This window comes from Streptomyces sp. NBC_01433, assembly GCF_026340105.1.
Lineage (GTDB): Bacteria > Actinomycetota > Actinomycetes > Streptomycetales > Streptomycetaceae > Streptomyces.
In genome coordinates this window covers 5,469,742-5,491,515 of record NZ_JAPEPM010000001.1, presented here as the reverse complement: position 1 = coordinate 5,491,515, position 21,774 = coordinate 5,469,742, and the positions used below count along the sequence as shown (strand labels likewise).

Sequence of the window (21,774 nt, the reverse complement as noted above, 5' to 3'; positions counted from 1 at the left end):
CTGAAGAATCGGACCCCGCTCCTCAAGCGCCGGAGGGCTTGAGTTGAGCTCAAGCGTCGGGCGGGCCGGAGGAGCGGGGGTGGCTGGTCTGTCGCCGGGGGTGTTACTTCTCCGTGACGCCTGCTGCGTCGAACGTCGCCACCTCGTGCATCGCGCGGGCCGCGCTCTGCACGATCGGGAGCGCGAGCAGGGCGCCCGTGCCCTCGCCGAGGCGCAGGTCGAGGTCGACCAGTGGGCGCAGGCCCAGCTTGTTGAGGGCGGCGACGTGGCCGGGCTCCGCGCTGCGGTGACCGGCGATGCAGGCGGCGAGGGCCTCGGGGGCGATGGCCCGTGCGACCAGGGCCGCCGCGCCCGCGCTCACGCCGTCCAGGATGACCGGCGTGCGCAGCGACGCGCCGCCGAGCAGGAAGCCCGCCATCGCGGCGTGCTCCAGTCCGCCGACCGCGGCGAGCACGCCGATCGGGTCGGCCGGGTCGGGCCGGTGCAGGTCGAGCCCCCGGCGTACGACATCGACCTTGCGGGCGTGCATCTCGTCGTTGATCCCGGTGCCCCGGCCGGTCACCTCGGCCGCGTCGACGCCCGTGTACACGCAGATCAGGGCGGCCGACGCGGTGGTGTTGGCGATACCCATCTCGCCGGTCAGCAGCGCCTTGTTTCCCGCGGCCACCAGATCGCGGGCGGTCTCGATGCCCACCTCGATGGCCGCGAGGACCTCTTCACGGCTGAGAGCGGGACCGGTGGTGAAGTCCGCCGTGCCGGGGCGCACCTTCCGCGGCAGGAGACCCGGCGTCGCGGGCAGTTCGGAGGCAACCCCGACATCGACCACGCAGACCTCGGCGCCGACCTGGGCCGCGAAGGCGTTGCAGACGGCTCCGCCACCGAGGAAGTTGGCCACCATCTGGGCCGTGACCTCCTGCGGCCAGGCGGTCACGCCCTGGGCGTGCACCCCGTGGTCACCGGCGAAGATCGCGACGGCCGCGGGCTCGGGGATCGGCGGCGGGCACATCCGGGAGAGCCCGGACAACTGGGCGGAGATGATCTCCAGCATGCCGAGCGCACCGGCGGGCTTGGTCATCCGCTTCTGGCGTTCCCACGCCTCGCCGAGCGCCTTGGCGTCCAGCGGACGGATGTTGGAGATGGTCTCCTGGAGCAGGTCGTGCGGCTCCTCGCCGGGCAGGGCGCGACGCCCGTACGTCTCCTCGTGCACGACCCAGGACAGCGGGCGGCGCTTGGACCAGCCCGCCTGCATCAGCTCGGGCTCCTCGGGGAACTCGTCGACGTATCCGACACAGAGGTACGCGACGACTTCGAGGTGCTCGGGCAGTCCGAGCGCGCGGACCATCTCACGCTCGTCGAAGAAGCTGACCCAGCCGACGCCGAGGCCCTCGGCGCGTGCGGCGAGCCACAGGTTCTCCACGGCGAGGGCCGAGGAGTACGGGGCCATCTGCGGCTGGGTGTGCCGGCCGAGGGTGTGCCTGCCGCCACGGGTGGGGTCGGCGGTGACGACGATGTTCACCGGAGTGTCGAGGATGGCCTCGATCTTCAGTTCCTTGAACTGCTTGGCCCGGCCCTTGGGAAGCGAGCTGGCGTAGGCGTCACGCTGACGCTGGGCCAGTTCGTGCATGGACCGGCGGGTCTCCGCGGAACGGATGACGACGAAGTCCCAGGGCTGCGAGTGGCCCACGCTCGGTGCCGTGTGCGCGGCTTCGAGGACGCGGAGCAGGACCTCGTGCGGGATCGGGTCGCTGCGGAAGCCGTTGCGGATGTCGCGGCGCTCGCGCATGACCCGCAGGACCGCTTCGCGTTCGGCGTCGTCGTACCCGGGAGCGGGCGGGGTGAACTCCTCCGCGGGCTGATCCTGTGCGGGCGGTTCCTCGGCAGGCTGCTCCTCGGCGGCCACGGCGTCGGCCGGCCGCACGGCAGCGGGGGGAGCCTCGGTCGGCTCCTGCTCCACGAGCTCCGGGGTTTCGATGATCTCGGGCCCGGTGAAGTCCTCGGGTACGGGGACCTGCTGGGGGGCCTGGGCGGTCTCCGGCTCCACCACGGGTTCCGGAGCGGCCACCACTGCGGGCGCCTCCTGCGTCACCACAGGTCCGGCTTCGGCGGGCGCCGCCGCCACGGGCGGCGGCTCCACCGGTGCGGCGGGCTCGGCGGTACCGGGCTCCACGGCTTCCGGCGCGACCGGCGCTGCCACGGGCTCGATCACCGCGGGGGCGACGGCGGGCGCCTCGATAGCCGCCTCGACGACGACCGGTTCGGGCTCGGGCGCGGGTTCCGGCTCGACAACGGCTTCCGGCAGCTCGGCCTCGGCGACCGGCACCGGGGCGGGCGCGGGCGCGGGCGCTGGAGCGGAAGCGGGATCCGGAGTCGTTGCCGGGCCCTCCACGGGTACGAGGGGTTCTGCGGGCTCCTCCACCGTGGCGGTGGCCTCGGCCGTGACCTCGACGGGGACCTCCGCCGGGGTCTCGACGGGGATGTCCGCCGAAGGGGCCGTCGCTGCCTCCGCGGAGACCTCGACCGACGCCTCGACCGGCACCTCGGCGGGTGCCTCGGCACCTACCTCCGTCGGGATCGCCGGAGCCTCCGCCTCCGTCTGCTCGGGGACGACCGTTTCTGCCGGAGCGGCCTGCTCGGGCTGGACGGCCTGCTCGGGCAGGATCACCTGGTCCTGCTGGCCCGTGGCCTCCGGCTGGACGACCTGGACCGCCTGCTCGGGTGCGGGTGTCTCCACCGCCTGCTGCTGGGGGGCCTGGGCGGCCCACGGAGCCCCGCTCTGCGGCGGGAGCTCGCCGAGCTGCGGGCCGGGCAGCACCGGGGCCTCCTCGGCCGGGGCGTCGAAGTACTCGGGACCCGTCGGGGGCGGTCCCGCGTGCCGTGCGGGCATCGGGGTCTGGGTCTGCGTCTGGGTCTGCGGTGCCCCGGCGGGTCCCCGGTCGGCGAGCGAGCGGACCACGCCGCCACTGGGCGTACCGCCGTACGACGGCGCCTCCGCCGATGCCGGGCCGCGGTGCAGCGGGCGGCGGGTGGGAGCCGCGGCGTGCGCGGCGACCGGGACCTGGGCGGGAGTCTGCGCGGGCGTGGGGCCCGGAATCCGTACGCCGTTGAGGTCGATGCCACCGGCGTCGCGGCCACCGGACTCGTGGGTGCCCTGGACGGTGCCGGGCGCCTGGGTGGCGTACGCGGCCTGTTCCTGCGCGGGAACCCCGGACTGCGGGGCGGTCCTGGCCTGCGCCTGTGCCTGGTTCTGGGGTTGGGCCTGAGCCTGATCCTGGGCAGGGGCCTGCTGCGCGGCCTGCTCGGCGCTCGGGGCCGGTGCGTGGCCCGGGGCCGGTGCGTAGGACGCGGCGACTCCCGGGGCCTGGCCGGGAGCGACGGGGGCCGCCTGCGGGTCGCTCCAGGCGCCCTGGGAAGTCGGCATCAGCAGAAGATCGTCGTCCTCGGGTGTGTGCTCGGAGGGATCGAGGAAGGTGTACGCGTCCGGGGCGGGGATGCCCGGCTGCTCCACCATGCCTGCGTTCTCCGGCAGTCCCTCGCCCGGGATCTGGCCGGTGTCAGTCATGCGTACCCCTCGCCCATCGTCAGTGCTCCTTCGGCCCTTCGCCCGGGATGCCCGAACCACGGCACGCCGGTGCTCGTCAACAAGAACGAGCGGGCTCGCCGCGCGGCACGAAACGCCCGCGGACCTCTTCATATTCTCGCGGCCCTACGCCGCCGCGGCAGGAACTTCTGCCACGGCTCTCTGTGGACTGCGCCACTTCGCGCGTCCCCCGGGATGCGCCGTACCACAGTGCGGACCAAAACGGTCCCCTTTTCCGGACATTGACGAACGAAGCGACGAACGGCCGGGCGCGGTACAACGATCGGCCAGCCTACCCCGCGCGGCGCGCCGCACAGGTCAGGGGGCGAGGTCCGAACGCCGTGCGGAGAGCAGGAAGACAACGGACCGTTCGCGTTCGGTCCATGCCGTGGTGTCGAGTTCGACGGACTGGAGCAGGGAGCATTCGACGGTGAATCCGTTCCCCGCGAGCGCGGCTCCGAGCGCCTCCGCCTCGTCCCGGGTCGACGCGTGGGTCACGATGCGTTCCGGGCGACGGTCGGCGACGGCGGTGACGACGGGGACTCCGCCGCCCCCGATCCGTACGACGTCCGGTTCGGGCAGCCGTTCCAGGATGTGCGGGGCCCGCCCCTGGACGATCTGGAGGGGTACGCCGAAGGCGCGGGCGGCAGCCGCCGTACGGTCGCAGGCGGCCCGGTCGCTGTCCACGGCCAGCACCGCCGCGCCGAAGCGGGCCGCCTCCACGGCCAGGGCTCCGCTGCCGGAACCGATGTCCCAGAGCAGGTCGCCGGTGCGCGGGCCGAGGCGGGCCAGCTGGGCGGCGCGCAGGCCCGGGGACTCGCCCTCGCCGCTCTCCTCGCCGGGGTCCGGCGCGCCGTCCCGGTACGCCTCGGCGGGCAGCGCCCAGCCTCGGGCCCCGCGGGGGTAGGCGGGCTGGCGGCCGGCGATCCAGGCACCGGTGGCGGTGGTCTCGGGGCCGCCGCCGATGACGATGACGACGTTCGGGTCGCGCCAGGCGTGGTCGGCCGCCTTGTCCGAGGTGAGGACCGTGACCTGCTCGCGTGCGGTGCCGAGCTCCTCGCAGATCACGAAGGTGCGGTGCACGCCTTCGAGGAGGAGTGCCAGTTCGGCGGGGCCCGCGCCGGGTGAGGTGAGGACGGCGACCTTGTGGTGGGCGCGGCAGACGTTGACGGCGCGGCGCAGCGTACGGGGGTGGGCGACGACGACCTGTGCGTCGTCCCAGGGCATGCCGGCGCGGGCGAACGCGGTCGCCACGGACGAGACGGCGGGCACGACTTCGACTTCCAGGCCGTGTTCGGGGGCGCGCAGGGTGCGTACGACGCCGAAGAAGCCGGGGTCGCCGTCGGCGAGGACCACGGGGCTGCCGCGATGTCCGGCGATCCGGCGGGCGGCCAGGTCGACGCTGCCGAGGCGGATGCGTTCGGCGCGTTCGGGGACTTCGGGCAGCGCGAGGTGGTGGGCCGCGCCCGCGACGAGCGTGGCGGCCGAGAGCGCCGCTGTCGCCGCTGCGGTCAGTGGCGAGCCGTCCCAGCCGATCACCGTGACCCGGTCGGCCATCGTCGTCTGTCTCCTGGGGGTGTAGCAGGCGGGGGTTGCCCACGGGTGGCGGGCAGGGTGAGAGTACCCGGTCGGTGCCGGGGCCCGGCGGGGGGCTGCGCGGTGTCAGTTCCAGTCGTTGTAGGTGCCGTAGCCACCGGCGTCGGCCAGCTCCTCGGCGACGCCTTCGAGGTCCTCGGGGAGCAGACCCCAGACGATCAGGTCGGTGCGGATGTCGGTCCAGCCGCCGTCCGTGCCGTTCTCGGTCCGGGTGCGCGCTATCCGGGCGTTGCGCAGGACGCCCTCGCTGATGCAGCCCAGCTTCTGGGCGACCTGCTGGGAGGCGGTGTTGTCGGCCGGGGTGCGCAGCTCGATGCGTTCGAACCGCTGGTCGCGGAAGAGCCATTCGGCGACCGCCAGCACGGCTTCGGTGGCGTAACCCTCGCCGCGCGCCCAGGGGGCGGTGATGTAGCTGACCTCGGTGGCCAGGGTGCGCCAGTCGGTGTTCAGGAGCCGGACGGAGCCGACGAGGCGCTGGGTGAGGAATTCGGTGACGGCGAGGACGATGCCGTTGCCCGCGGTGCGCTCGGCGGGAGCGATCCTGCGGACCCAGCGTTCGGCGTCGACCTGGGTGTACGGGTGCGGTCCGTCGGTCCAGGCGGTGACGAGTTCGTCGTTCATCATCTCGATGTACGCGGGGATGTCGGCCATCTCGAAGGGGCGCATCACCAACCTGTCCGTGCTGATGGAGATGGACGGAAAGGTGGTAGTCATGCGCAGCTCCATGCCGAAGACCGGGTAAAGGCACAGCATGCAGCATCGGGCCGAGGTTGTGCATGGGCGGGTCCGCACGGCGGAGCCCCGCGCCCTCCCTCGGGGAAGGCGCGGGGCTCCGTTCGCAAGTGCCCGGCGGGGGTCAGGACTTGGCGGGGGTACCGAAGGCCGGGATGACCGAGCCCTGGTAGGTGTCCTCGATGAACTTCTTGACCTCGTCGGAGTTGAGGAGCTTGATGAGCTTCTGGACGCGGGCGTCCTTCTCGTTGCCCTTCTTCACGGCGATGATGTTGGCGTACGGGTTGCCGTCGGCCTTCTCCAGCGCCAGGGAGTCCTTGGAGGGCTTGAGCTTCGCCTCGATGGCGTAGTTGCCGTTGATGACGGCGGCGTCGACGTCGTTCAGGGCGCGGGGCACGGTTGCGGCCTCCAGCTCCTTGAACTCCAGGCCCTTCTTGTCGGTGATGTCGCTCAGCTTGGCGTCGGTGCCGACGCCGTCCTTGAGGGTGATCAGACCGTTCTGGGCGAGCAGCTGAAGGGCGCGGCCCTCGTTGGTGGTGTCGTTCGGTACGGCGATGGTCTGGCCGGACTTGATGTCGCCCAGGTCCTTGACCTTCTTGGAGTACAGGCCCAGGGGCTCCAGGTGCACCGTGCCGACGGAGACGAGGTGGGTGTTGTTCTTCTTGTTGAAGTCGTCCAGGTACGGCTGGTGCTGGAAGAAGTTGGCGTCCACCTGGCCGGTCTCGGTGGCGGTGTTCGGCAGGACGTAGTCCGTGAACTCCTTGACCTCCAGCTTGAGACCTTCCTTGGCCGCCAGGTTCTTCTGGACGAAGCCGAGGATGTCGGCGTGCGGCGTCGGGGACGCGGCGACGACGAGCGCCTTGGAGGTGTCGGCCTTGGCGCCGGTGTCGCCCTTGGACGCCGGGTCGGAGTCCGTACCGCAGGCGCTGAGGCCCAGGGCGAGGGCGGCGGTGGCGGCGGCAGCTGCGGTGATCTTGATGTTCTTACGCACGAAAAGTGCCTCTTTCGGTGATGAGGTGGTGCGCCCGGACAAGGAGTTCGGGCTTGAGGGAGGAGAAGAAGTCGGGGGGCGTCAGGAGAGGGTGCGGCCCCGGCGGGCCAGCAGCCGCACCACTCCGTCGCCGATCAGCTGGATCACGGTCACGATGACGATCAGCAGCGCGACGGTGATGAGCATGAACTGGTTGTCGAAGCGCTGGAATCCGTAGGTGACGGCCTTCGAGCCGAGCCCTTCGCCGCCGACCGCGCCCGCCATGGCGGAGTAGCCGATGAGCACGATGACGGTGGTGGTGACGCCGGAGACGAGCGAGGGCAGCGCCTGCGGCAGCAGCACCTTGCGGACGATCGTCGGAATGGATCCGCCCATCGACTGGACGGCCTCGACGAGCCCGTGATCGACCTCGCGGACCGCCGTCTCGACGAGCCGGGCGAAGAACGGGATGGCGCCCACGGCGAGCGGCACGATCATCGCCGTCGGGCCGATGAAGGTGCCGACGACCCAGGTGGTGAAGGGGATCAGCGCGATCAGCAGGATGATGAACGGCAGCGAGCGGCCGATGTTCACGATCACGCCGATGACCTTGTTGACCGCCGTGTTCCGCAGGAGTCCACCCCGGTCCGTGAGGACCAGCAGGACACCGAGCGGAAGGCCGACCAGCACGGTGACGACCGCGGACCACAGCACCATGTAGAGGGTGTCGACGGTGCCCTGGGTCAGCAGTGGCTGCATTTCGGACCAGGTCACTTGGCGACCTCCTTGGTGAGCGGGGCGGATGCCTGTTCCGGTACGGCGGGGGCCTCGGCGTCCACGACCTCGGCCTGGAGTCCCTGCTCACGCAGGAAGCCGATCGGTACGACGTTGTCCTCGAAGCGGCCGGGCAGCTCGATGCGCATCCGGCCGATCTGGTTGCCGCCGACGGTGTCCATCGCGGCTCCGAGGATGGAGATGTCGATGTTGTACGTACGCGAGAGCTGGGAGATCACCGGCCGGCTCGCGGCCTCCCCGTGGAAGGTGACGTCGACGACCGTGCGGTCGGGGCCGGAGGCGGCGCCGCCGACCGGGAACAGCTCGTGGGCCAGTTCGGAGCCGGGGGTGGCGAGCAGCTCACCGACGGTGCCGGACTCGACGATGCGGCCGCGCCGCATCAGCGCGGCGGAGTCGCAGACCGTCTTGACGACGTCCATCTCGTGCGTGATGAGCAGGACGGTGAGACCCAGCTGCTGGTTGAGGTCGCGCAGCAGCGCGAGGATGGAGCGGGTGGTCTCGGGGTCCAGCGCGGAGGTCGCCTCGTCCGAGAGCAGCACCTTGGGGTCGCCGGCCAGGGCGCGGGCGATGCCGACGCGCTGCTTCTGACCGCCGGAGAGCTGGCCCGGGTATGCCTTCGCCTTGTCGGTGAGGCCGACGAGGTCGAGAAGTTCGAGTGCCTTACGGGTACGGGCCTGGCCGGAGACGCCGAGGATCTCCAGCGGGAGTTCCACGTTGTCCCGCACATTGCGCGAGGCCAGGAGGTTGAAGTGCTGGAAGACCATGCCGATACGGCTGCGCGCCTCGCGCAGCTCCTGGCCCGCGCGGCGACCGCGGCCCGCGAGTGCGGTGAGGTCCTGGCCGGCCACCGTGACGGTGCCGGACGTGGGCCGCTCCAGCAGGTTGACGCAGCGGATCAGGGAGGACTTCCCGGCGCCGCTCTGTCCGATGACGCCGTATACCTCGCCCTCGCGGACGTGCAGGTCGACGCCGTCGAGTGCGGTGACCTCACGGCCGCGCGACTGGTAGACCTTCGTGAGGCCCGTAGTGGTGATCACAGGGGTTTCCGTCACTGTCGAGTGCGCGACGCGGTGTCCGCCGGGCACGGGGCATTCGTCTGAAGAGACTGTTCGGGCTGGTCTGCCGGTGGGTCTCGGCATGGCTGAGTGCGGCGGAAGGCCGGGAGGCAGCGCATGCTCGGGCGGGCTCGTTCCATTGGGTGCAAACGGCGCAGGCTCGGTCTCGCTTCGGGGCGCGAGGCTCAGGCGGGGGCCCTCAGAAGGCGCGCATTCGACACATACAACGAGCACCGGGCGTGCTGATCGCCTCGGTCGCAAGGATGCGGCTGCTCGTCGTGGTCATGTCCCAAGTAAAACAGACGTAACGACTGCCCGATCCCGGTTGTCCGGATAGCGGACAGCCGTGGATGGTCGCGCGGGGCGGGGTGAGGGCCGCCGGAGTCCTCCCCGCGCAGGTCTGTGACCTGCGTCGATACACGGGGTCAGGGGGTGGGGGCGGCCACCTGGGTCGGTGCGATGCGGAGGGCTGCTGTGGCCAAGGCCACGATGCCGGGTGCCGCTGCGGCCAAGGCCACGATCCCGTGAGCGAGACCGTGCCCGTGCGGCGTGCCCGTGCGGCGTGCCCGCGACCGTTGCCGCGACACGGGCCTTCGGGCGCGAGGGGCGCCGGGCCCCTCGCGGAGGTCCGGCGGCCCCGTAATACCCTCGCTACATGCTTGACGCCCTGACGGTCGCGGTCGCCGTGTCCGCGCTCGCCCTCGCCGCCTGGTGCGGATTCGCCGCCTACCGGGACCAGCCCACGAAGGACTGGCACTTCATCGGGATGGCCGTCGTCTCGGTGCTGGCCCTGGCCCAGCTGGTGGTGGGAATCGTGCAGCTGGCCCGCGGCGAGCGGCCGGAGCAGGGCATGACCATCTTCATCGCCTATCTCATCGGTTCCTTCGCCGCCGTACCGGCCGCCGGTTTCCTGTCGCTGACCGAGCGGACCCGCTGGGGTTCGGTCACGGTGGCGGCGGGCGCGGTCGTCCTGGCGGTCCTCGAAGTGCGGCTCTACGACATCTGGGGAAACTGACCGTGACCGACACCGAACGCCCCGAGGCTCCCCCGAAGCAGCCCTTCGAGCTGGGCACCGGTCCCGGACGGGTACTGGTCTGGTTCTACGGCGTGTTCACCGTGGCGGCCGCCTCCCGCTCCATCGTCGAGATGATCCTGGACTTCGACAAGGCACCGCTGGCCTATGTGCTGTCGGCCGTCGCGGCCCTCGTGTACGGCTTCATCACGTACTCGCTGGTGCGGGGCGGGGAGAAGGCCCGAAGGGCGGCGCTGGTGTGCTGCGCCGCCGAACTCGCGGGAGTGCTCGTCGTCGGTACGTGGACGCTGGTGGAGCCGTCCGCCTTCCCCGATGCGACCGTCTGGTCGGACTTCGGGATGGGCTACCTGTTCATCCCGGTGATCCTGCCGGTCACCGGGATGATCTGGCTGCGCCGCGCCAGGACCGCCTAGGGGCTACCCACGACGACCCGACGACCCCGTCAGGCGCTGGCCACGTAGGCCCGCGCCTCGGCATCCTTCTCCAGCAGGAGCATCCGCACCCCGTCCGCACCGGTGGCGGCCCCCACCTGCGCGTATCCCGCCCTGCGGTAGAGCCGCAGATTGTTCTCGCTGCGGTGGCCGGTGTGCAGCCGGAAGCGGGTGGCCGAGCGGTCCGCGGCCAGGCCCGCCTCCGCGGCCCGCAGCAGACGGGCCCCGAGGCCGTGTCCCTGGAGCCGGGGGTGGACGCAGAGCCTGGAGATCTGACCCGTACCGTCCTGGTCGATGAATCCGCGTACCGAACCGACCACTTCCTCACCCAGCCTGGCCACGAAGACCAGATCCGCGGTGACTTCACCGCGCACCGATTCGAGGCTCTGGACGAGAGGGTCTATCCGGTAGTTGTCGTAGAGCTCCGCCTCGCTCTGGAAGCAGAGGTACTGGAGCCTGAAGATCTGCTCGACGTCCTGTGCCGTCGCCGCCGAGATGGTCACACTCATGCCCATGTGCGCATGCCTCCCGCTCACCTGTCCGCCGGTTGTCTACCGCTCCTATCCCCGCGGTTCAGGAGCAACAACCTCCGCCGCCAGCATTCTGCGCAGACATCCAAGGCAACGGGAACGCATCGGACCCAAACTGCCCTGTGACATACCCAACTCCCCTGCGATTTCCCGGTAGGTCGGATCGCCGGGGGCGAGCATCGCCTCCAGCAGCCGGGAGCAGCGCCGGGGCAGCCGGGCCACGGCCGCGCGCAGCGCCCGGCGTTCGGCCGCGCCCAGGGCGGCGCGCTCCGGGCACCCGGCCGGATCGGCGCGGGGTTCCACCCGGGCGTACGGGTGCTCGTGCCGGGCCGTGCGGCGGCCCCGGCGGGCCTCCGCCCGTACGGAGTCTCGCACCCAGCGGGCGGAGTCGTCCGGTGGTCCGACCGTCGCCAGACGTTCCAGCAGCCGCAGCCATACGGCCTGTTCGAGGTCGGCGGGGTCGAGGGCGGCGGCGGACGCCTCGGCCGAAGCCTCCGCGCGCACCAGGGGGCGCAGAGCACTGACGACGAGGGCGGGAGCGGCGGAAGGGCAAGCGGAGGCGGGGGAAGCCGGGGCGGCCGGGGCATGATCGAGAGGGGTCATGCCCCAGCGGACGTGCCCCGCGGGCAGCCGGTTGCCGTGTGCGGGGAGCACCACCCGACCGGGGCATGCCCGGCCGGGTGGCTGACGGCGGCGGCTGACGGCACGCGGTGCTCGGCGGGGCCGGAGGGGTACGTCAGTTCCTGGCGAAGTCCGCCGCCGCGAGCAGGGCGGTGTCCGGGTTGTCGGAGAAGACTCCGTCGATACCGGTGGCGAAGTACGCCCGGAAGGCACCGAACGCGTCGCCGTACGCGTTGGGATCGGTGCCCCGGCGGAAGTCGGCGGGCAGGAAGGTGTTCTCGTTGCGCATCGTGTACGGGTGGAGGATCAGGCCCTGCGCGTGCGCGTCCTTCACCAGCGTGGTCGGCGTGGTCAGCCGGCCCGAGGCGTCCTTGGGAATGATCAGGTCCAGGGTGGGGCCGATGCCCTGTGCGAACGAGGCCATCCACTTCAGGCCGGCCGGCGTGACGAGGTCGGCGACCGTACGCGGGTCATTGGCCTCCACGAAGTCCCAGGGACGCTCCTTGGGCCCGGACAGCAGGACGACGCGCGGGGTGGCGACGAGCCTGGACAGCCGCTGGATGGAGCCCGGCTCGAAGGACTGGAGTATGAGCGGGGCGTTCGCGCGGTGGCGGTGGTAGCGGCGCAGCAGCCGGGCCAGCGGCTCCTCCAGGCCGAGGCCCAGGCCGCGGAAGTACGTGGGGTGCTTGGTCTCGACGTAGAGCCAGACCGGCTTGCCGCGTCGGCGGCCCTCCTTGTCGGCCCAGCGCAGGACCTCCTCGAAGGTGGGGATCTCCCAGCGGCCGTCGTAGAGGGTGTTCTTCTGGCGGTTGCCGGGGATGCGCTCCTTGGCACGCAGCGTCTTCAGCTCGGCCAGCGTGAAGTCCTCGGTGAACCAGCCGGTGAGGGGGATGCCGTCGATCTTCTTGGTGGCCTTGCGGCTCGCGAACTCGGGGTGGTCGGCGACATCGGTGGTGGCGGTGATGTCGTTCTCGTGGCGGCACACGAGGTGACCGTCCTTCGTCGGCACGAGGTCCTGCTCGACGATGTGCGCGCCCATGTCGAGGGCCAGCCGGTAGGAGCCGAGGGTGTGCTCGGGGCGGTAGCCGCTGGCGCCCCGGTGGCCTATGACGGTCGGTACGGGCAGGTCCCGGAGGGAGCCGTTGCCGTGGCCGCCGCCGGCACGCTCGGTGGCCTGCGCCGCGGCGGGCAGTCCCAGGGCCGCCGTACCGAGGACGGCCGCCCCCAGCAGGGTCCGCCGGCCGGGGCTCGTCTGCGCACGCTCTGTCATGAATGCTCCTCGCTGTAGTGTCTGGCACCTGTCGAGCGAGGGCCGATCGTAGGCAGCGGGGCCGTCCGCACGGCAGCGCCGGTGCGAACATGGCGCAAACACGCGTCAACACTGCGTATCCACTTCGTGAACCCGATGTGCGATCAGGCGGTACCCGCGAGTATCGTCCTCACCTGCACAGACCCTCACCCGCACAGACCCTCACCGCACCTCGGCCGGCCCGGCCACGACACCGGAGGAACCGTTGTCCCGACTCACGGTCATCAAGGCAGTGCTCGGACCGATCCTGCGCCTGATGTTCCGCCCGCAGGTGGAAGGCGCGAAGAACATCCCCGGGTCCGGGCCGGTGATCCTCGCGGGCAACCACCTCACGTTCATCGACTCGATGATCATGCCGATCTGCTGCGACCGGCCGGTGTTCTACATCGGCAAGGACGAGTACGTCACGGGCAAGGGCCTCAAGGGCCGCCTGATGGCCTGGTTCTTCACCGGCTGCGGCATGATCCCGGTGGACCGGGACGGCGGGCGCGGCGGTGTGGCGGCGCTGATGACGGGCCGCCGGGTGCTGGACGAGGGCCATGCCTTCGCCATCTACCCGGAGGGCACCCGCTCCCCCGACGGCCGGCTCTACCGGGGCCGTACGGGTATCGCCCGGCTGACGCTGATGACGGGCGCGCCGGTGATCCCGTTCGCGATGATCGGCACGGACAAGCTCCAGCCGGGCGGCTCCGGACTGCCCCGGCCCGGCAAGGTCACCGTGCGCTTCGGTGAGCCGATGGAGTTCTCGCGCTACGAGGGCATGGACCGCGACCGCTATGTGCTGCGGGCCGTGACGGACTCGGTGATGGCCGAGGTGATGCGGCTGTCCGGCCAGGAGTACGTGGACATCTACGCGACGAAGGCCAAGGCCGCCTGAACCCGGTGACGGAGAGGGCCCGCACCCCTGGGGGTGCGGGCCCTCTCGCGTACGGGTGACTACGGGTGCTGCGTACGGGTGGTCACGGGTGCTCGATGCCCTCCTCCAGCTTCTGGCCCCGCAGCAGGAACCAGGCGGCGACGGCGGTCGCCAGGAGTACCGAGGCGCCGATGCCCGCGGCGAGCTGGAGCCCGTCGACGAACGCCTCCTGGGCCACCGAGATCAGGGGATCCGCCTGCCCGGCGGGCAGGGCGGTGGCCGCTTCGACGGCGCCGCCGAGGGATTCATGGGCGGCCGCCGCCGTGTCCGAGGGGATGCCCGGCGGGGTCACGAAGTCCTGGTAGACGCCGGTGACGATGGATCCGAGCAGGGCGATACCGAGGGCGGCGCCGAGTTCGTACGCCGTTTCGGAGACGGCGGACGCGGAGCCGGCCTGCTCCTTCGGCACGCTGGAGAGGATGACATCGGCGGTGACGGTGAAGGCGAACCCGGCGCCGACGCCGACGACCAGCAGCATGCCGCCGAGCAGCGGGTATCCGGTGTCCTTGCTGAGCACGGTCACGGACGCCAGGGCCAGGCCGACCGCCGCGAGTCCGCCGGAGACCACGGAGCGGACCGAGAAACGGCGGGCGGCGAATCCGGCCAGCAGACCCGCGGTGACCGCGCCGACGGCCGCGGGCAGTTCGGCGAGCCCGGCTTCCAGCGGGCCGCGGCCCTGGACCAGTTGCAGGAACTGGGAGAGGAAGAAGACCAGTCCGGACAGGCCGAGGATGGTCAGCAGGTCGGCGAGGACCGCGCCAGAGAAGCCCCGGTGGTGGAAGAGCCGCATGTCCAGCAGGGGTGCGGGCAGCTTGAGCTGCCTGCGGATGAACCAGGTGAGCGCGGCCACGCCGATGACGGCCGACGCGGCGACCTCCCAGCTCGGCCCGTGTGCGGCCACCTCCTTGATGGCGTACACCACTGCGATCATGCCGATCAGGGAGAGCGCGACACTGACCAGGTCCCAGGGGCCCGGTGCCGGGTTCTTCGACTCGGGGATCAGCTTGATGCCGACGACCACGAGGACCGCCATGACGGGCAGGTTGATGAGGAAGACCGATCCCCACCAGAAGTGTTCGAGGAGGAATCCGCCGACGACGGGTCCGACGGCCGCGCCCGCGGAGGCCATGGCGCCCCAGATGCCGATGGCGAGGCTGCGTTCGCGCGGGTCGTGGAAGAGGTTGCGGATCAGGGCCAGGGTGGACGGCATCAGGGTGGCACCCGCGACACCGAGCAGCGCCCGGGCCAGGATCATCATCTCCGGGGTGTGCGCGTACGCGTTGAGCACGGAGACCGCACCGAACGCGACGGCGCCGATCAGCAGCAGCTTCTTGCGGCCGATACGGTCACCGAGGCTGCCCATGGAGACGAGGAGTCCGGCGATGACGAAGGAGTAGACGTCGCCGATCCAGAGCAGCTGGGTGCCGGTCGGTTCGAGGTCCTCGCTGAGGAACGGGGTCGCGAGGCCGAGGACGGTCGCGTCGACGGCCACCAGCAGCACGGCGAGGACGAGTACGGCCAGGGCGATCCACCGCCCTGGGCGGCGTACGGCGTCCGCGGTGTTCTGTCGCTGGTCGATGCTGGTCATTGCTCCACGCTCCGCCGTGCTCCGCCGAGCAGCAACTCGACGATCATGTACTGGAAGTCCTGTGCGGCGACCCGTCCCACCTGGACGGACCAGGCGCCGGCGCCGATGAGCCCGTAGAGGGCCTCGGTCAGCCAGGCCGGGGTGAGGTCGATACGGAACTCGCCGCGTTCCTGACCGCGCCGGAAGAAGGCGGAGACCCTGGCATCGAGCCGGTTCCAGCCCTCGTGGACCTCATCGCCTTCGAAGAGCTGGTTCTCGGTGACGAGGAAGGACAGCAGTCCGGCGCCGGGTTCGACGGCCGCGACGAGGCGGCGCAGCCCCTCCTCGGCGGTGCCCTCGTCGAGCACCGCGGCATCCAGGGCCGCTTCGAATTCCCGGATGCCGAGGTCCTCCAGCGCCTTCACCAGGGCGTCCCGCCCGGCGAAATGACGGTGCAGGGTGGCGCGGCCGATGCCCGCGGCCTTGGCGACCTCATCCATGGTGGCCGTGGATTTATGGGTCAGCAGGGCGGCGGCACTGCGCAGCACCTGCTCACGGTCGAGAGTCATGAGACGATCTTAACCCATGCGAGACATTAAAGTCTCATCAAGGTGGTGGAGTGCCGCAGTACCGCACGCCCTGTCCGCGCCCTGGCCGCGCCCCGCCCAGTAGCGCGACCAGGAAGCGCTCAGTGGCTGACAGGCACGCCGACGTGTGGTGACTCCGGTACCCCCAGGCGCCGGGCGTCCCGTTCCGGGCGCGTGAAGAGAGCCGCCAGGACGCCCGCGACCAGCAGCAGAGCCGCCGTGACCAGCCAGCCGTTCCGGTAGCCGGACGCCGCCGTCGCGGCACTGTCCACGACCCACCCCAGGACCAGGGGCGACACGACGCCCCCCAGCGCGAAGACCGCCACCAGGGCACCGAGGACGACACCGCGCTGGGAGGGTGGCGTGATCCGCGCGATGGCCGTCTGCGCGGCAGTGATCATCACCAGGCCCACCGCCATCGGGCCGAACATCATCGGAACCTTGATCCAGAGCACGTCGACGGTGGCGAACAGCGTCACCGCGCCCGCCGACACGACCAGCAGCAGACCGGCTCCGGCGCCCTCCGGCAGCCTGCGGCCGGTGCCGCGCAGGGTGGCCCGGCGGGCCAGCAGCCCGTGTGCCAGCAGGACCACACCGTTGGCCACGGCGCCCGCGCCGACCGCGGCACTCGCCCGGCCGAGCTCCCAGCCCACCACCGACCGCAGATAGTCCGGCAACCAGGTGAGTTTGGCGCTCATCACCCAGTAGGCGGCGAACGCTCCCAGTGCGGCCGTGAGGAACGTACCGGAGGTGAGGACGGCCTTCAGCCGGACCTCGGATCCCGGGTCGTCGCCCGCGGCGGACGGGCCGCGGGCCACGGGCGGGGCCAGCGGTCCCTCCTTGCCCTTGACGCTCCACACCACGGCCCACAGCAGGCCCGCGGCGCCCGACACCCCGAACGCCCAGCGCCATCCGAAGTGGGAGATCACCGCCCCCAGGGCCGGTGCCGCGACGGCGACACCGGCTGCCGCGCCCACCATGAGGATCGCGGTCGGCAGGGTGCGCTCCCGCTGTTCGAACCAGCCGTGCACATGGTGCACGGCCACCGGCGCCGCGGGCCCCTCGGCGAATCCGAGGAGCACCCTGGTCGCGATCAGCGCGCCGAAACCCGCCGCGCTCCAGAGCATCGGCAATTGCGCGACCGACCACAGCAGGGCCATCACCAGGAGCAGCACCGAGGTGCGTACCTTGCGGGTCAGGAACGACACTCCCAACGCGGACAGCGAGAACAGGCTGAAGAACGCGGCCTGCGCCAGGCCGAACTCCTGGCGGCTGAGGCCGAACTCCCGCATGATGTCCGGCCCGGCGAGCCCCATGACGGCCTTGTCCGCGAAGTTCACCAGCATGAAGACCAGCAGCAGCCAGGTGGTCGTCCACGCCTGTCGCCCGGCGGCCGGCGGGCGCGCGGCTCCCGTGCGCGGCGCGCCGGTGACCGCTCCTCCCGCGGTCATGCCCCTCCCTCTGCTCCCTCTGCGCCGGCCGCCGCACGTGCGCCGCATCCGCAGCCGTCGTCGTCGACGACGCCCACGCTGATGGCGCCGGCGGCCCGCCGCCGCCCCGCGTCGCTGCGCGTCAGTTCGGTCGTGAGGTCCGTGCCCTCCGCCACGGCGGCGGACTCCGCGGCCGCCCATTCGAAGACGCCGCGCGCCATGGTCGAGGTCTCGCGCGCGGCCCGGCGCGCGAACACCCGCGCCCTGATCCGGGCCACCTCACGGTCGTCCGGAGCGGCCAGCGCGGCGGTCTCGGCCAGGTGCGACGCCAGGCGCGGCTCCCCACGGTCGAGCAGTCGCTCGGCCCGGTCGGCCAGGAGCCGGGCCCCGCCCGCGGCCTCGGCGAGTTCGGCGGCCAGCGCGGCCTCGGGGGCCGGCTTGAGGTTCGCCGGATTCTGGTCGTACCAGCCGCCCCACAGCCGCCACAGGTTCCGTACGACGAACTCCGGCTCGTCGTACGCGGGGTGCAGATACGGCTTCTCCAGCAGACCGGCCGGGACCGTGACGCCGTGCAGTACCTCGTCGAGGCGGGCGCCGCTGTTCATCAGCTCGCGGGTCTGGGCGCACAGTGATTCAAGCAGCTCCGCCGTGTCGCCCAGGGCCTGGCCGATGCGGTCCCGGCCGATGATCGGTACGCCGTGTCCGGGGAGCAGCACCTCGGCGCCCAATTCCCGCATGGAGCGCAGCGCCCGTGCCCACTCCACCGGATAGCGCTGCACCTTCTGCGGATTGCCGGCGTTGGGGGAGTTCCAGATGAACAGGTCACCGGTGCACAGGGTGCGCAGTTCCGGGATCCACACATAGGTGTGGTCGTCGGTCTCGCCGCGGGCATGGACCAGCTCGAAGGTCAGCCCGCCCCGGCGCAAGGTCAGCCGGTCGCGGTAGGTCGTGTCCGGGTAGCGGTACTCGGTCGGCCAGACCAGCGAGGGCACGCCGAACTGCCGCCGGTTGATCCAGGTGTTGTAACCCGCGGTGTCGCGGTAGCGGTCGAAGCGTGCCGCCACCGCCTCGTGCGCGATCACCTCGGGCCGTCCTGTCCCGTTTCCGGCCGCCTCCTTGTCGAAGGGGCCGACGCCGAAGACATGGTCCACGTGGCCGTGGGTGTAGACCACCGACCGTACGGGGGAAGCCGAGAAGCCCCGCACGGACTCGTGCAGCGCGGCCGCGGTGCGGAAGTCCCCGGAGTCCACCAGCACCAAGCCGTCCCCGGTGTCGAACACGGCCACGTTGGAGAAGGCGGGGAAGAACCCGGTCCGCTCGCCGATCCGCACCAGCCCGTCGCCGGTGAACTCGCCGGTGAAGTGCGCCAGCAGGGTCTCCTCGCCCGACCAGACCCGGTCCGCGTACTCCATGTATCCCTGGGAACTGTGCTCCGTCATAGTCCTGGCTCCTCACACGTCTTTCGTGGAACCACCACCTGCGCTGCGCGGCGGCCCGTCGATGTCCGTAGAGTCTGTGGCGCTGCCCGCCGGGGAGACATCCGTCGTCCTCACAGGAGCGCGGGACGGGTTCTGTGATCCGTCACAGTCCACCCGTGCGAGAAGTCCGCTCATGCCAGAAGACCGTCCGTGCGAGAAGTCCGTACCTGCGAGAAGTCCGCCCGATCGAGAGGAGGCCCGGTGCCGCCCGGTTCCCCGCCGGTCCCCCGGTCCGGCCCGCCTGCGGTCTCCGCCGCGGCGCGGGCTCTCGCGGCGCGCTGCGAGAGCCGGGTCAACGAACTCGCCCGGCGGATGGCCCGGGACGCGTTCGAGCGGCTGCCCGGTTACCCGGATCTCCCCGCCGACGTCAAGGACGTGGAGATCGCGGCCACGGTGCGCAACGGCCTGCGCCTCTTCCTGCGCCGCGTGCGCGACTCGCAGAGCCGTCCCGGGGACTACAGCCTCTTTCGCGAACGTGCGGCACAGCGCGCCGAGGAGGGGATGCCCCTGCACACCCTGCTGCGCAGCCACTCCATGGGTGTCTACGTTCTCTGGCAGGCGCTCAGGGACGAGGCCAGGAGCGGGGAGGAGGAGGCCCTCATCGAGCTCGTGGACTTCCTTCTGCGTGGCCACGAGGCGATCGTCGGAGCCGTCGCCGAGACCTATCTCGATGAGCGGGCCGCACTCTTCGCGGAACGCCGCGAGCATCACCGCTCCCTGGTCCGGGGGCTGCTGGACGGATCGCTGCCACCCCTGCGCGCCTTCGAGGAGCTGGGCCTCCACGGCCCGTCCCTGGTCCTCCATCTGCACCTGCCCCAGGGGCCGGACCCCGCGGCATCGGCCGTCGCGGTCCGTCGCCGGATCCGCCGCGTCCAGATGGCCCTCGACCGCACGTTCGACACCGAAGTGGTGTGCCTGCTCGGCGTCGGCGGAGGCGACGCCATCGTTCCGCGGCGGGCGGACGACCTCACCGGGCAGCACCGTTGCGAGGAGCTGTCCTCCCGGCTCCGGCAGGTCTGCGGCAGCGACGTCCGGCTGGCCGCGGTGGCGGCGGAGACCGCCGCGGACGTGCCCGCCGCCGCCCGCACCGCCGCCGAGGTCGTACGGGTCGCCCGCGCCTGCGGCCGGCCGGCGGGACCGCACCGCATGGAGGACGTCCTGCTGGAGTACCACCTCTCCCGGCGTGACGAGAGCAGCGACCGCATCGCCGCACTTCTCGACCCCATCGGCGACCGGCCGGAACTCCTCAGGACGCTGCGCGTCTACCTCGAACACCGACAGGACCGCCGCGTCAGCGCCCGCCATCTCGAACTGCACCCCAACACCGTGGACAACCGGCTCACCAGAATCACCGAGCTCACCGGCCTCGACCTCGCCTCCCCGCGGGGCACCGCTCTGGCACTGGCGGCTCTGCTCCTTCGCGGCGACGCGCCGACGCCGTGACCCGGTCCGCCGCCGCTGCCGAGTCCGCCGCCGGGCGATAATCCGGTGCCGCCCCTGCGGTGAAGTGGGCAGCATAAGGTCATGAAGCCGCTGCTGCTGATCGACATCGACGGTCCGCTCAACCCGTACGCGGCGCTGTCCCGCCGCAGGGCACCGGCCGGATACCGCAGACACCGGATGCGCCCGACTGGGTGGACCGAGGGCTCTCCCCTTCCCGTCCTGCTCAACCCGGAACACGGCGACGAGCTGCTGAGCCTGGCCGGACGGTACGAGCTGATCTGGGCCACCACCTGGAAGGACGAGGCCAACGAGTGGATCGGCCCGCATCTCGGGCTGCCCGCGCTGCCGTACATCGACTGGCCCGAGATGCACGGCAGCGCGCCGGACGGGACGTACTGGAAGACGCGGTACGTCGTCGAGTACGCGGCCGGGCGGCCATTCGCCTGGGTCGACGACGAGATCACCGGCCGGGACCGGGAGTGGGTCGCCGCCCACCACCCGGTGCGAGCGCTGCTGCGGCAGATCGATCCGCGGATCGGCCTGGAGCGCGGCGACTTCGACGCACTCGCCGACTGGGCCACGGGAGCCGGGGCCACCGGTCCTTGAGGGATCGGTCCTTGAGGAGTGTCAGGTCCAGGCCCCGCGGACCGGGCGAACATCATCGCCCGGCGGGCCGGTGTGGCGGGGCCGGGTCAGCTCCACGGCAGTGCGGAGCGGTGACGCCAGTACGCCTCCGGATCCTCCACCAGCGCGTCGAGCCGGTCGCGCCGTTCCTCGTCGAGATCGACGACGGCGGCGTGCAGATTGCCGGAGAGCTGGTTCACGGTGGCCGCGCCGGAGAGGACGACGCCGGTCCACGACTGGCGCAGGACGAACGCGAGAGCGACCGCGTCACTGCCGACCCCGGCCTGTGCGGCGATCTCGCGGACGACGGCGGGGGCCTCGGCACCGGCCAGGCGCCCGTTGGCCATGCCCTCCTTGACGATCACGGTGAGCCCGGCGTCATGGGCCTCGGCGAGCGCCGGTCCGGCCGAGGTCTCCAGCGCGTTGTAGGTGGCCTGGACGGTGCGGAACAGGGGCTCGCCGTCCACCGTGACGGTGAGGGCGGCCCGGATGGCGTCGGCCTGACCGGGTCCGCTGGTGGAGAGCCCGACCGTGACGCCCTCGGCGGCGAGCGCGGCGAGGCGCGCGTGCAGCGCCTTGTCGCCGAGCGCCGGGCTGTCGGCGGTCACCGAGTGGATCTGGTAGAGGTCGAGCCGGTCCCCGAGCAGCTCGCCGGTCTCGGCGCGCTGGCGCTCGTACATCGACAGGCTGTGGTCCTTGACCTCGTGTGCCTCGGCGTCGACACTCCAGTCCGCCGTGTAGGTGTAGCCCCATTTGCTGCCGATGACGACGTCCGTGGCCTCGGGGTGGGCGCTCAGCCAGCCCGCCAGGAACTCCTCGGAGCGGCCGTAGGAGCGGGCCGCGTCGAAGTAGCGGACGCCCTGGGCGTAGGCGGCGTCCAGGAGCTCATGGGTGCGCGCGCGCAGCGCGTCGACGCTCCGGTCGGCGGGCAGGTCCCGGTCGCGGTGCAGATTGATGTAGCCGGGCCTGCCGACGGCGGCAAGGCCGAGCCCGATGTGAGCGGTCGGGGTCGTCGCGGCGGCCAGGGCGGCGAAGGGCATCGCGGGCTCCTCGTGGTCGGTTCCGTTGCTCCGTCCCGAC

19 protein-coding genes are annotated in these 21,774 nt (G+C 71.7%); 5 read left to right on the top strand and 14 right to left on the bottom strand.

The window, feature by feature from the left end:
* Window positions 1-103: 103 nt before the first annotated feature.
* From cobT to OG413_RS24715, 6 genes are all read right to left on the bottom strand, one after another.
* Window positions 104-3,559 carry a nicotinate-nucleotide--dimethylbenzimidazole phosphoribosyltransferase gene (gene cobT / locus OG413_RS24740; RefSeq protein WP_266808864.1) on the bottom strand — a complete coding sequence of 1,152 codons (3,456 nt, stop codon included), beginning with the start codon at window positions 3,557-3,559 and terminating at the stop codon, window positions 104-106.
* Between the two features lie 336 nt (window positions 3,560-3,895).
* Window positions 3,896-5,134: a precorrin-6y C5,15-methyltransferase (decarboxylating) subunit CbiE gene (cbiE, locus tag OG413_RS24735; protein WP_266808863.1), complete on the bottom strand. Its 1,239-nt coding sequence runs from the start codon at window positions 5,132-5,134 to the stop codon at window positions 3,896-3,898.
* A 105-nt stretch (window positions 5,135-5,239) separates the two neighbouring features.
* Window positions 5,240-5,926, bottom strand: a complete 687-nt coding sequence (locus OG413_RS24730; RefSeq protein WP_266808862.1) for a GNAT family N-acetyltransferase — start codon at window positions 5,924-5,926, stop codon at window positions 5,240-5,242.
* Window positions 5,927-6,029: 103 nt separating this feature from the next.
* The gene (locus tag OG413_RS24725; RefSeq protein WP_266808861.1) at window positions 6,030-6,896 is read right to left on the bottom strand and encodes a MetQ/NlpA family ABC transporter substrate-binding protein; all 867 of its coding nucleotides are present in this window, start codon (window positions 6,894-6,896) and stop codon (window positions 6,030-6,032) included.
* A gap of 81 nt (window positions 6,897-6,977) precedes the next feature.
* The gene (locus tag OG413_RS24720; protein WP_073729361.1) at window positions 6,978-7,649 is read right to left on the bottom strand and encodes a methionine ABC transporter permease; all 672 of its coding nucleotides are present in this window, start codon (window positions 7,647-7,649) and stop codon (window positions 6,978-6,980) included.
* A complete protein-coding gene (locus tag OG413_RS24715; RefSeq protein ID WP_266808860.1) occupies window positions 7,646-8,707 on the bottom strand; it encodes a methionine ABC transporter ATP-binding protein in 1,062 nt (353 codons plus the stop codon). Before OG413_RS24715 ends, OG413_RS24720 begins: the two co-directional genes overlap by 4 nt.
* 673 nt (window positions 8,708-9,380) lie before the next feature.
* On the opposite strand from OG413_RS24715, the gene OG413_RS24710 reads away from it, so the two are divergent.
* Window positions 9,381-9,740 (top strand): hypothetical protein, encoded by a 360-nt coding sequence (locus tag OG413_RS24710; protein ID WP_073729357.1) that lies wholly within the window; start codon window positions 9,381-9,383, stop codon window positions 9,738-9,740.
* A 2-nt stretch (window positions 9,741-9,742) separates the two neighbouring features.
* The gene (locus tag OG413_RS24705) at window positions 9,743-10,171 is read left to right on the top strand and encodes a hypothetical protein (protein WP_266808859.1); all 429 of its coding nucleotides are present in this window, start codon (window positions 9,743-9,745) and stop codon (window positions 10,169-10,171) included.
* A 29-nt stretch (window positions 10,172-10,200) separates the two neighbouring features.
* Here OG413_RS24705 and OG413_RS24700 read toward each other — a convergent pair whose 3' ends face one another.
* The 3 genes from OG413_RS24700 to OG413_RS24690 all read right to left on the bottom strand — a co-directional run bounded on the left by OG413_RS24700 (window position 10,201) and on the right by OG413_RS24690 (window position 12,610).
* Window positions 10,201-10,704, bottom strand: coding sequence for a GNAT family N-acetyltransferase (locus OG413_RS24700; protein WP_266808858.1), 504 nt, complete (start codon window positions 10,702-10,704; stop codon window positions 10,201-10,203).
* Window positions 10,705-10,749: 45 nt separating this feature from the next.
* Window positions 10,750-11,322, bottom strand: coding sequence for a sigma-70 family RNA polymerase sigma factor (locus OG413_RS24695; RefSeq protein ID WP_266810345.1), 573 nt, complete (start codon window positions 11,320-11,322; stop codon window positions 10,750-10,752).
* A gap of 133 nt (window positions 11,323-11,455) precedes the next feature.
* On the bottom strand, window positions 11,456-12,610 hold the full coding sequence (locus OG413_RS24690; protein WP_266808857.1) for a glycerophosphodiester phosphodiesterase: 1,155 nt from the start codon (window positions 12,608-12,610) through the stop codon (window positions 11,456-11,458).
* 244 nt (window positions 12,611-12,854) lie between these two features.
* Between OG413_RS24690 and OG413_RS24685 the strand changes: the two genes are divergently transcribed.
* Complete coding sequence (locus OG413_RS24685) at window positions 12,855-13,526, top strand: 1-acyl-sn-glycerol-3-phosphate acyltransferase (protein WP_266808856.1); 672 nt, start codon at window positions 12,855-12,857, stop codon at window positions 13,524-13,526.
* An 82-nt stretch (window positions 13,527-13,608) separates the two neighbouring features.
* Here OG413_RS24685 and OG413_RS24680 read toward each other — a convergent pair whose 3' ends face one another.
* The 4 genes from OG413_RS24680 to OG413_RS24665 all read right to left on the bottom strand — a co-directional run bounded on the left by OG413_RS24680 (window position 13,609) and on the right by OG413_RS24665 (window position 18,588).
* On the bottom strand, window positions 13,609-15,153 hold the full coding sequence (locus OG413_RS24680; protein WP_266808855.1) for an MFS transporter: 1,545 nt from the start codon (window positions 15,151-15,153) through the stop codon (window positions 13,609-13,611).
* Window positions 15,150-15,701 carry a TetR/AcrR family transcriptional regulator gene (locus OG413_RS24675; RefSeq protein ID WP_266808854.1) on the bottom strand — a complete coding sequence of 184 codons (552 nt, stop codon included), beginning with the start codon at window positions 15,699-15,701 and terminating at the stop codon, window positions 15,150-15,152. The genes OG413_RS24680 and OG413_RS24675 overlap by 4 nt, the downstream gene beginning before the upstream one ends.
* Before the next feature lie 119 nt (window positions 15,702-15,820).
* Window positions 15,821-17,170: an MFS transporter gene (locus OG413_RS24670; RefSeq protein ID WP_266808853.1), complete on the bottom strand. Its 1,350-nt coding sequence runs from the start codon at window positions 17,168-17,170 to the stop codon at window positions 15,821-15,823.
* On the bottom strand, window positions 17,167-18,588 hold the full coding sequence (locus tag OG413_RS24665) for an alkyl sulfatase dimerization domain-containing protein (RefSeq protein WP_266808852.1): 1,422 nt from the start codon (window positions 18,586-18,588) through the stop codon (window positions 17,167-17,169). Before OG413_RS24665 ends, OG413_RS24670 begins: the two co-directional genes overlap by 4 nt.
* A 240-nt stretch (window positions 18,589-18,828) precedes the next feature.
* Here OG413_RS24665 and OG413_RS24660 point away from each other — a divergent pair, with 240 nt between their 5' ends.
* Together OG413_RS24660 and OG413_RS24655 are read left to right on the top strand one after the other, a co-directional pair.
* Window positions 18,829-20,070, top strand: coding sequence for a CdaR family transcriptional regulator (locus OG413_RS24660; protein ID WP_266808851.1), 1,242 nt, complete (start codon window positions 18,829-18,831; stop codon window positions 20,068-20,070).
* A gap of 81 nt (window positions 20,071-20,151) precedes the next feature.
* A complete protein-coding gene (locus OG413_RS24655) occupies window positions 20,152-20,676 on the top strand; it encodes a hypothetical protein (RefSeq protein WP_266808850.1) in 525 nt (174 codons plus the stop codon).
* Window positions 20,677-20,762: 86 nt separating this feature from the next.
* Here the strand turns inward: OG413_RS24655 and OG413_RS24650 are convergent, their stop codons facing one another.
* Entirely contained in the window at window positions 20,763-21,734 is a 972-nt protein-coding gene (locus OG413_RS24650; protein ID WP_266808849.1) for an aldo/keto reductase, read from the bottom strand.
* Between the last annotated feature and the right edge of the window lie 40 nt (window positions 21,735-21,774).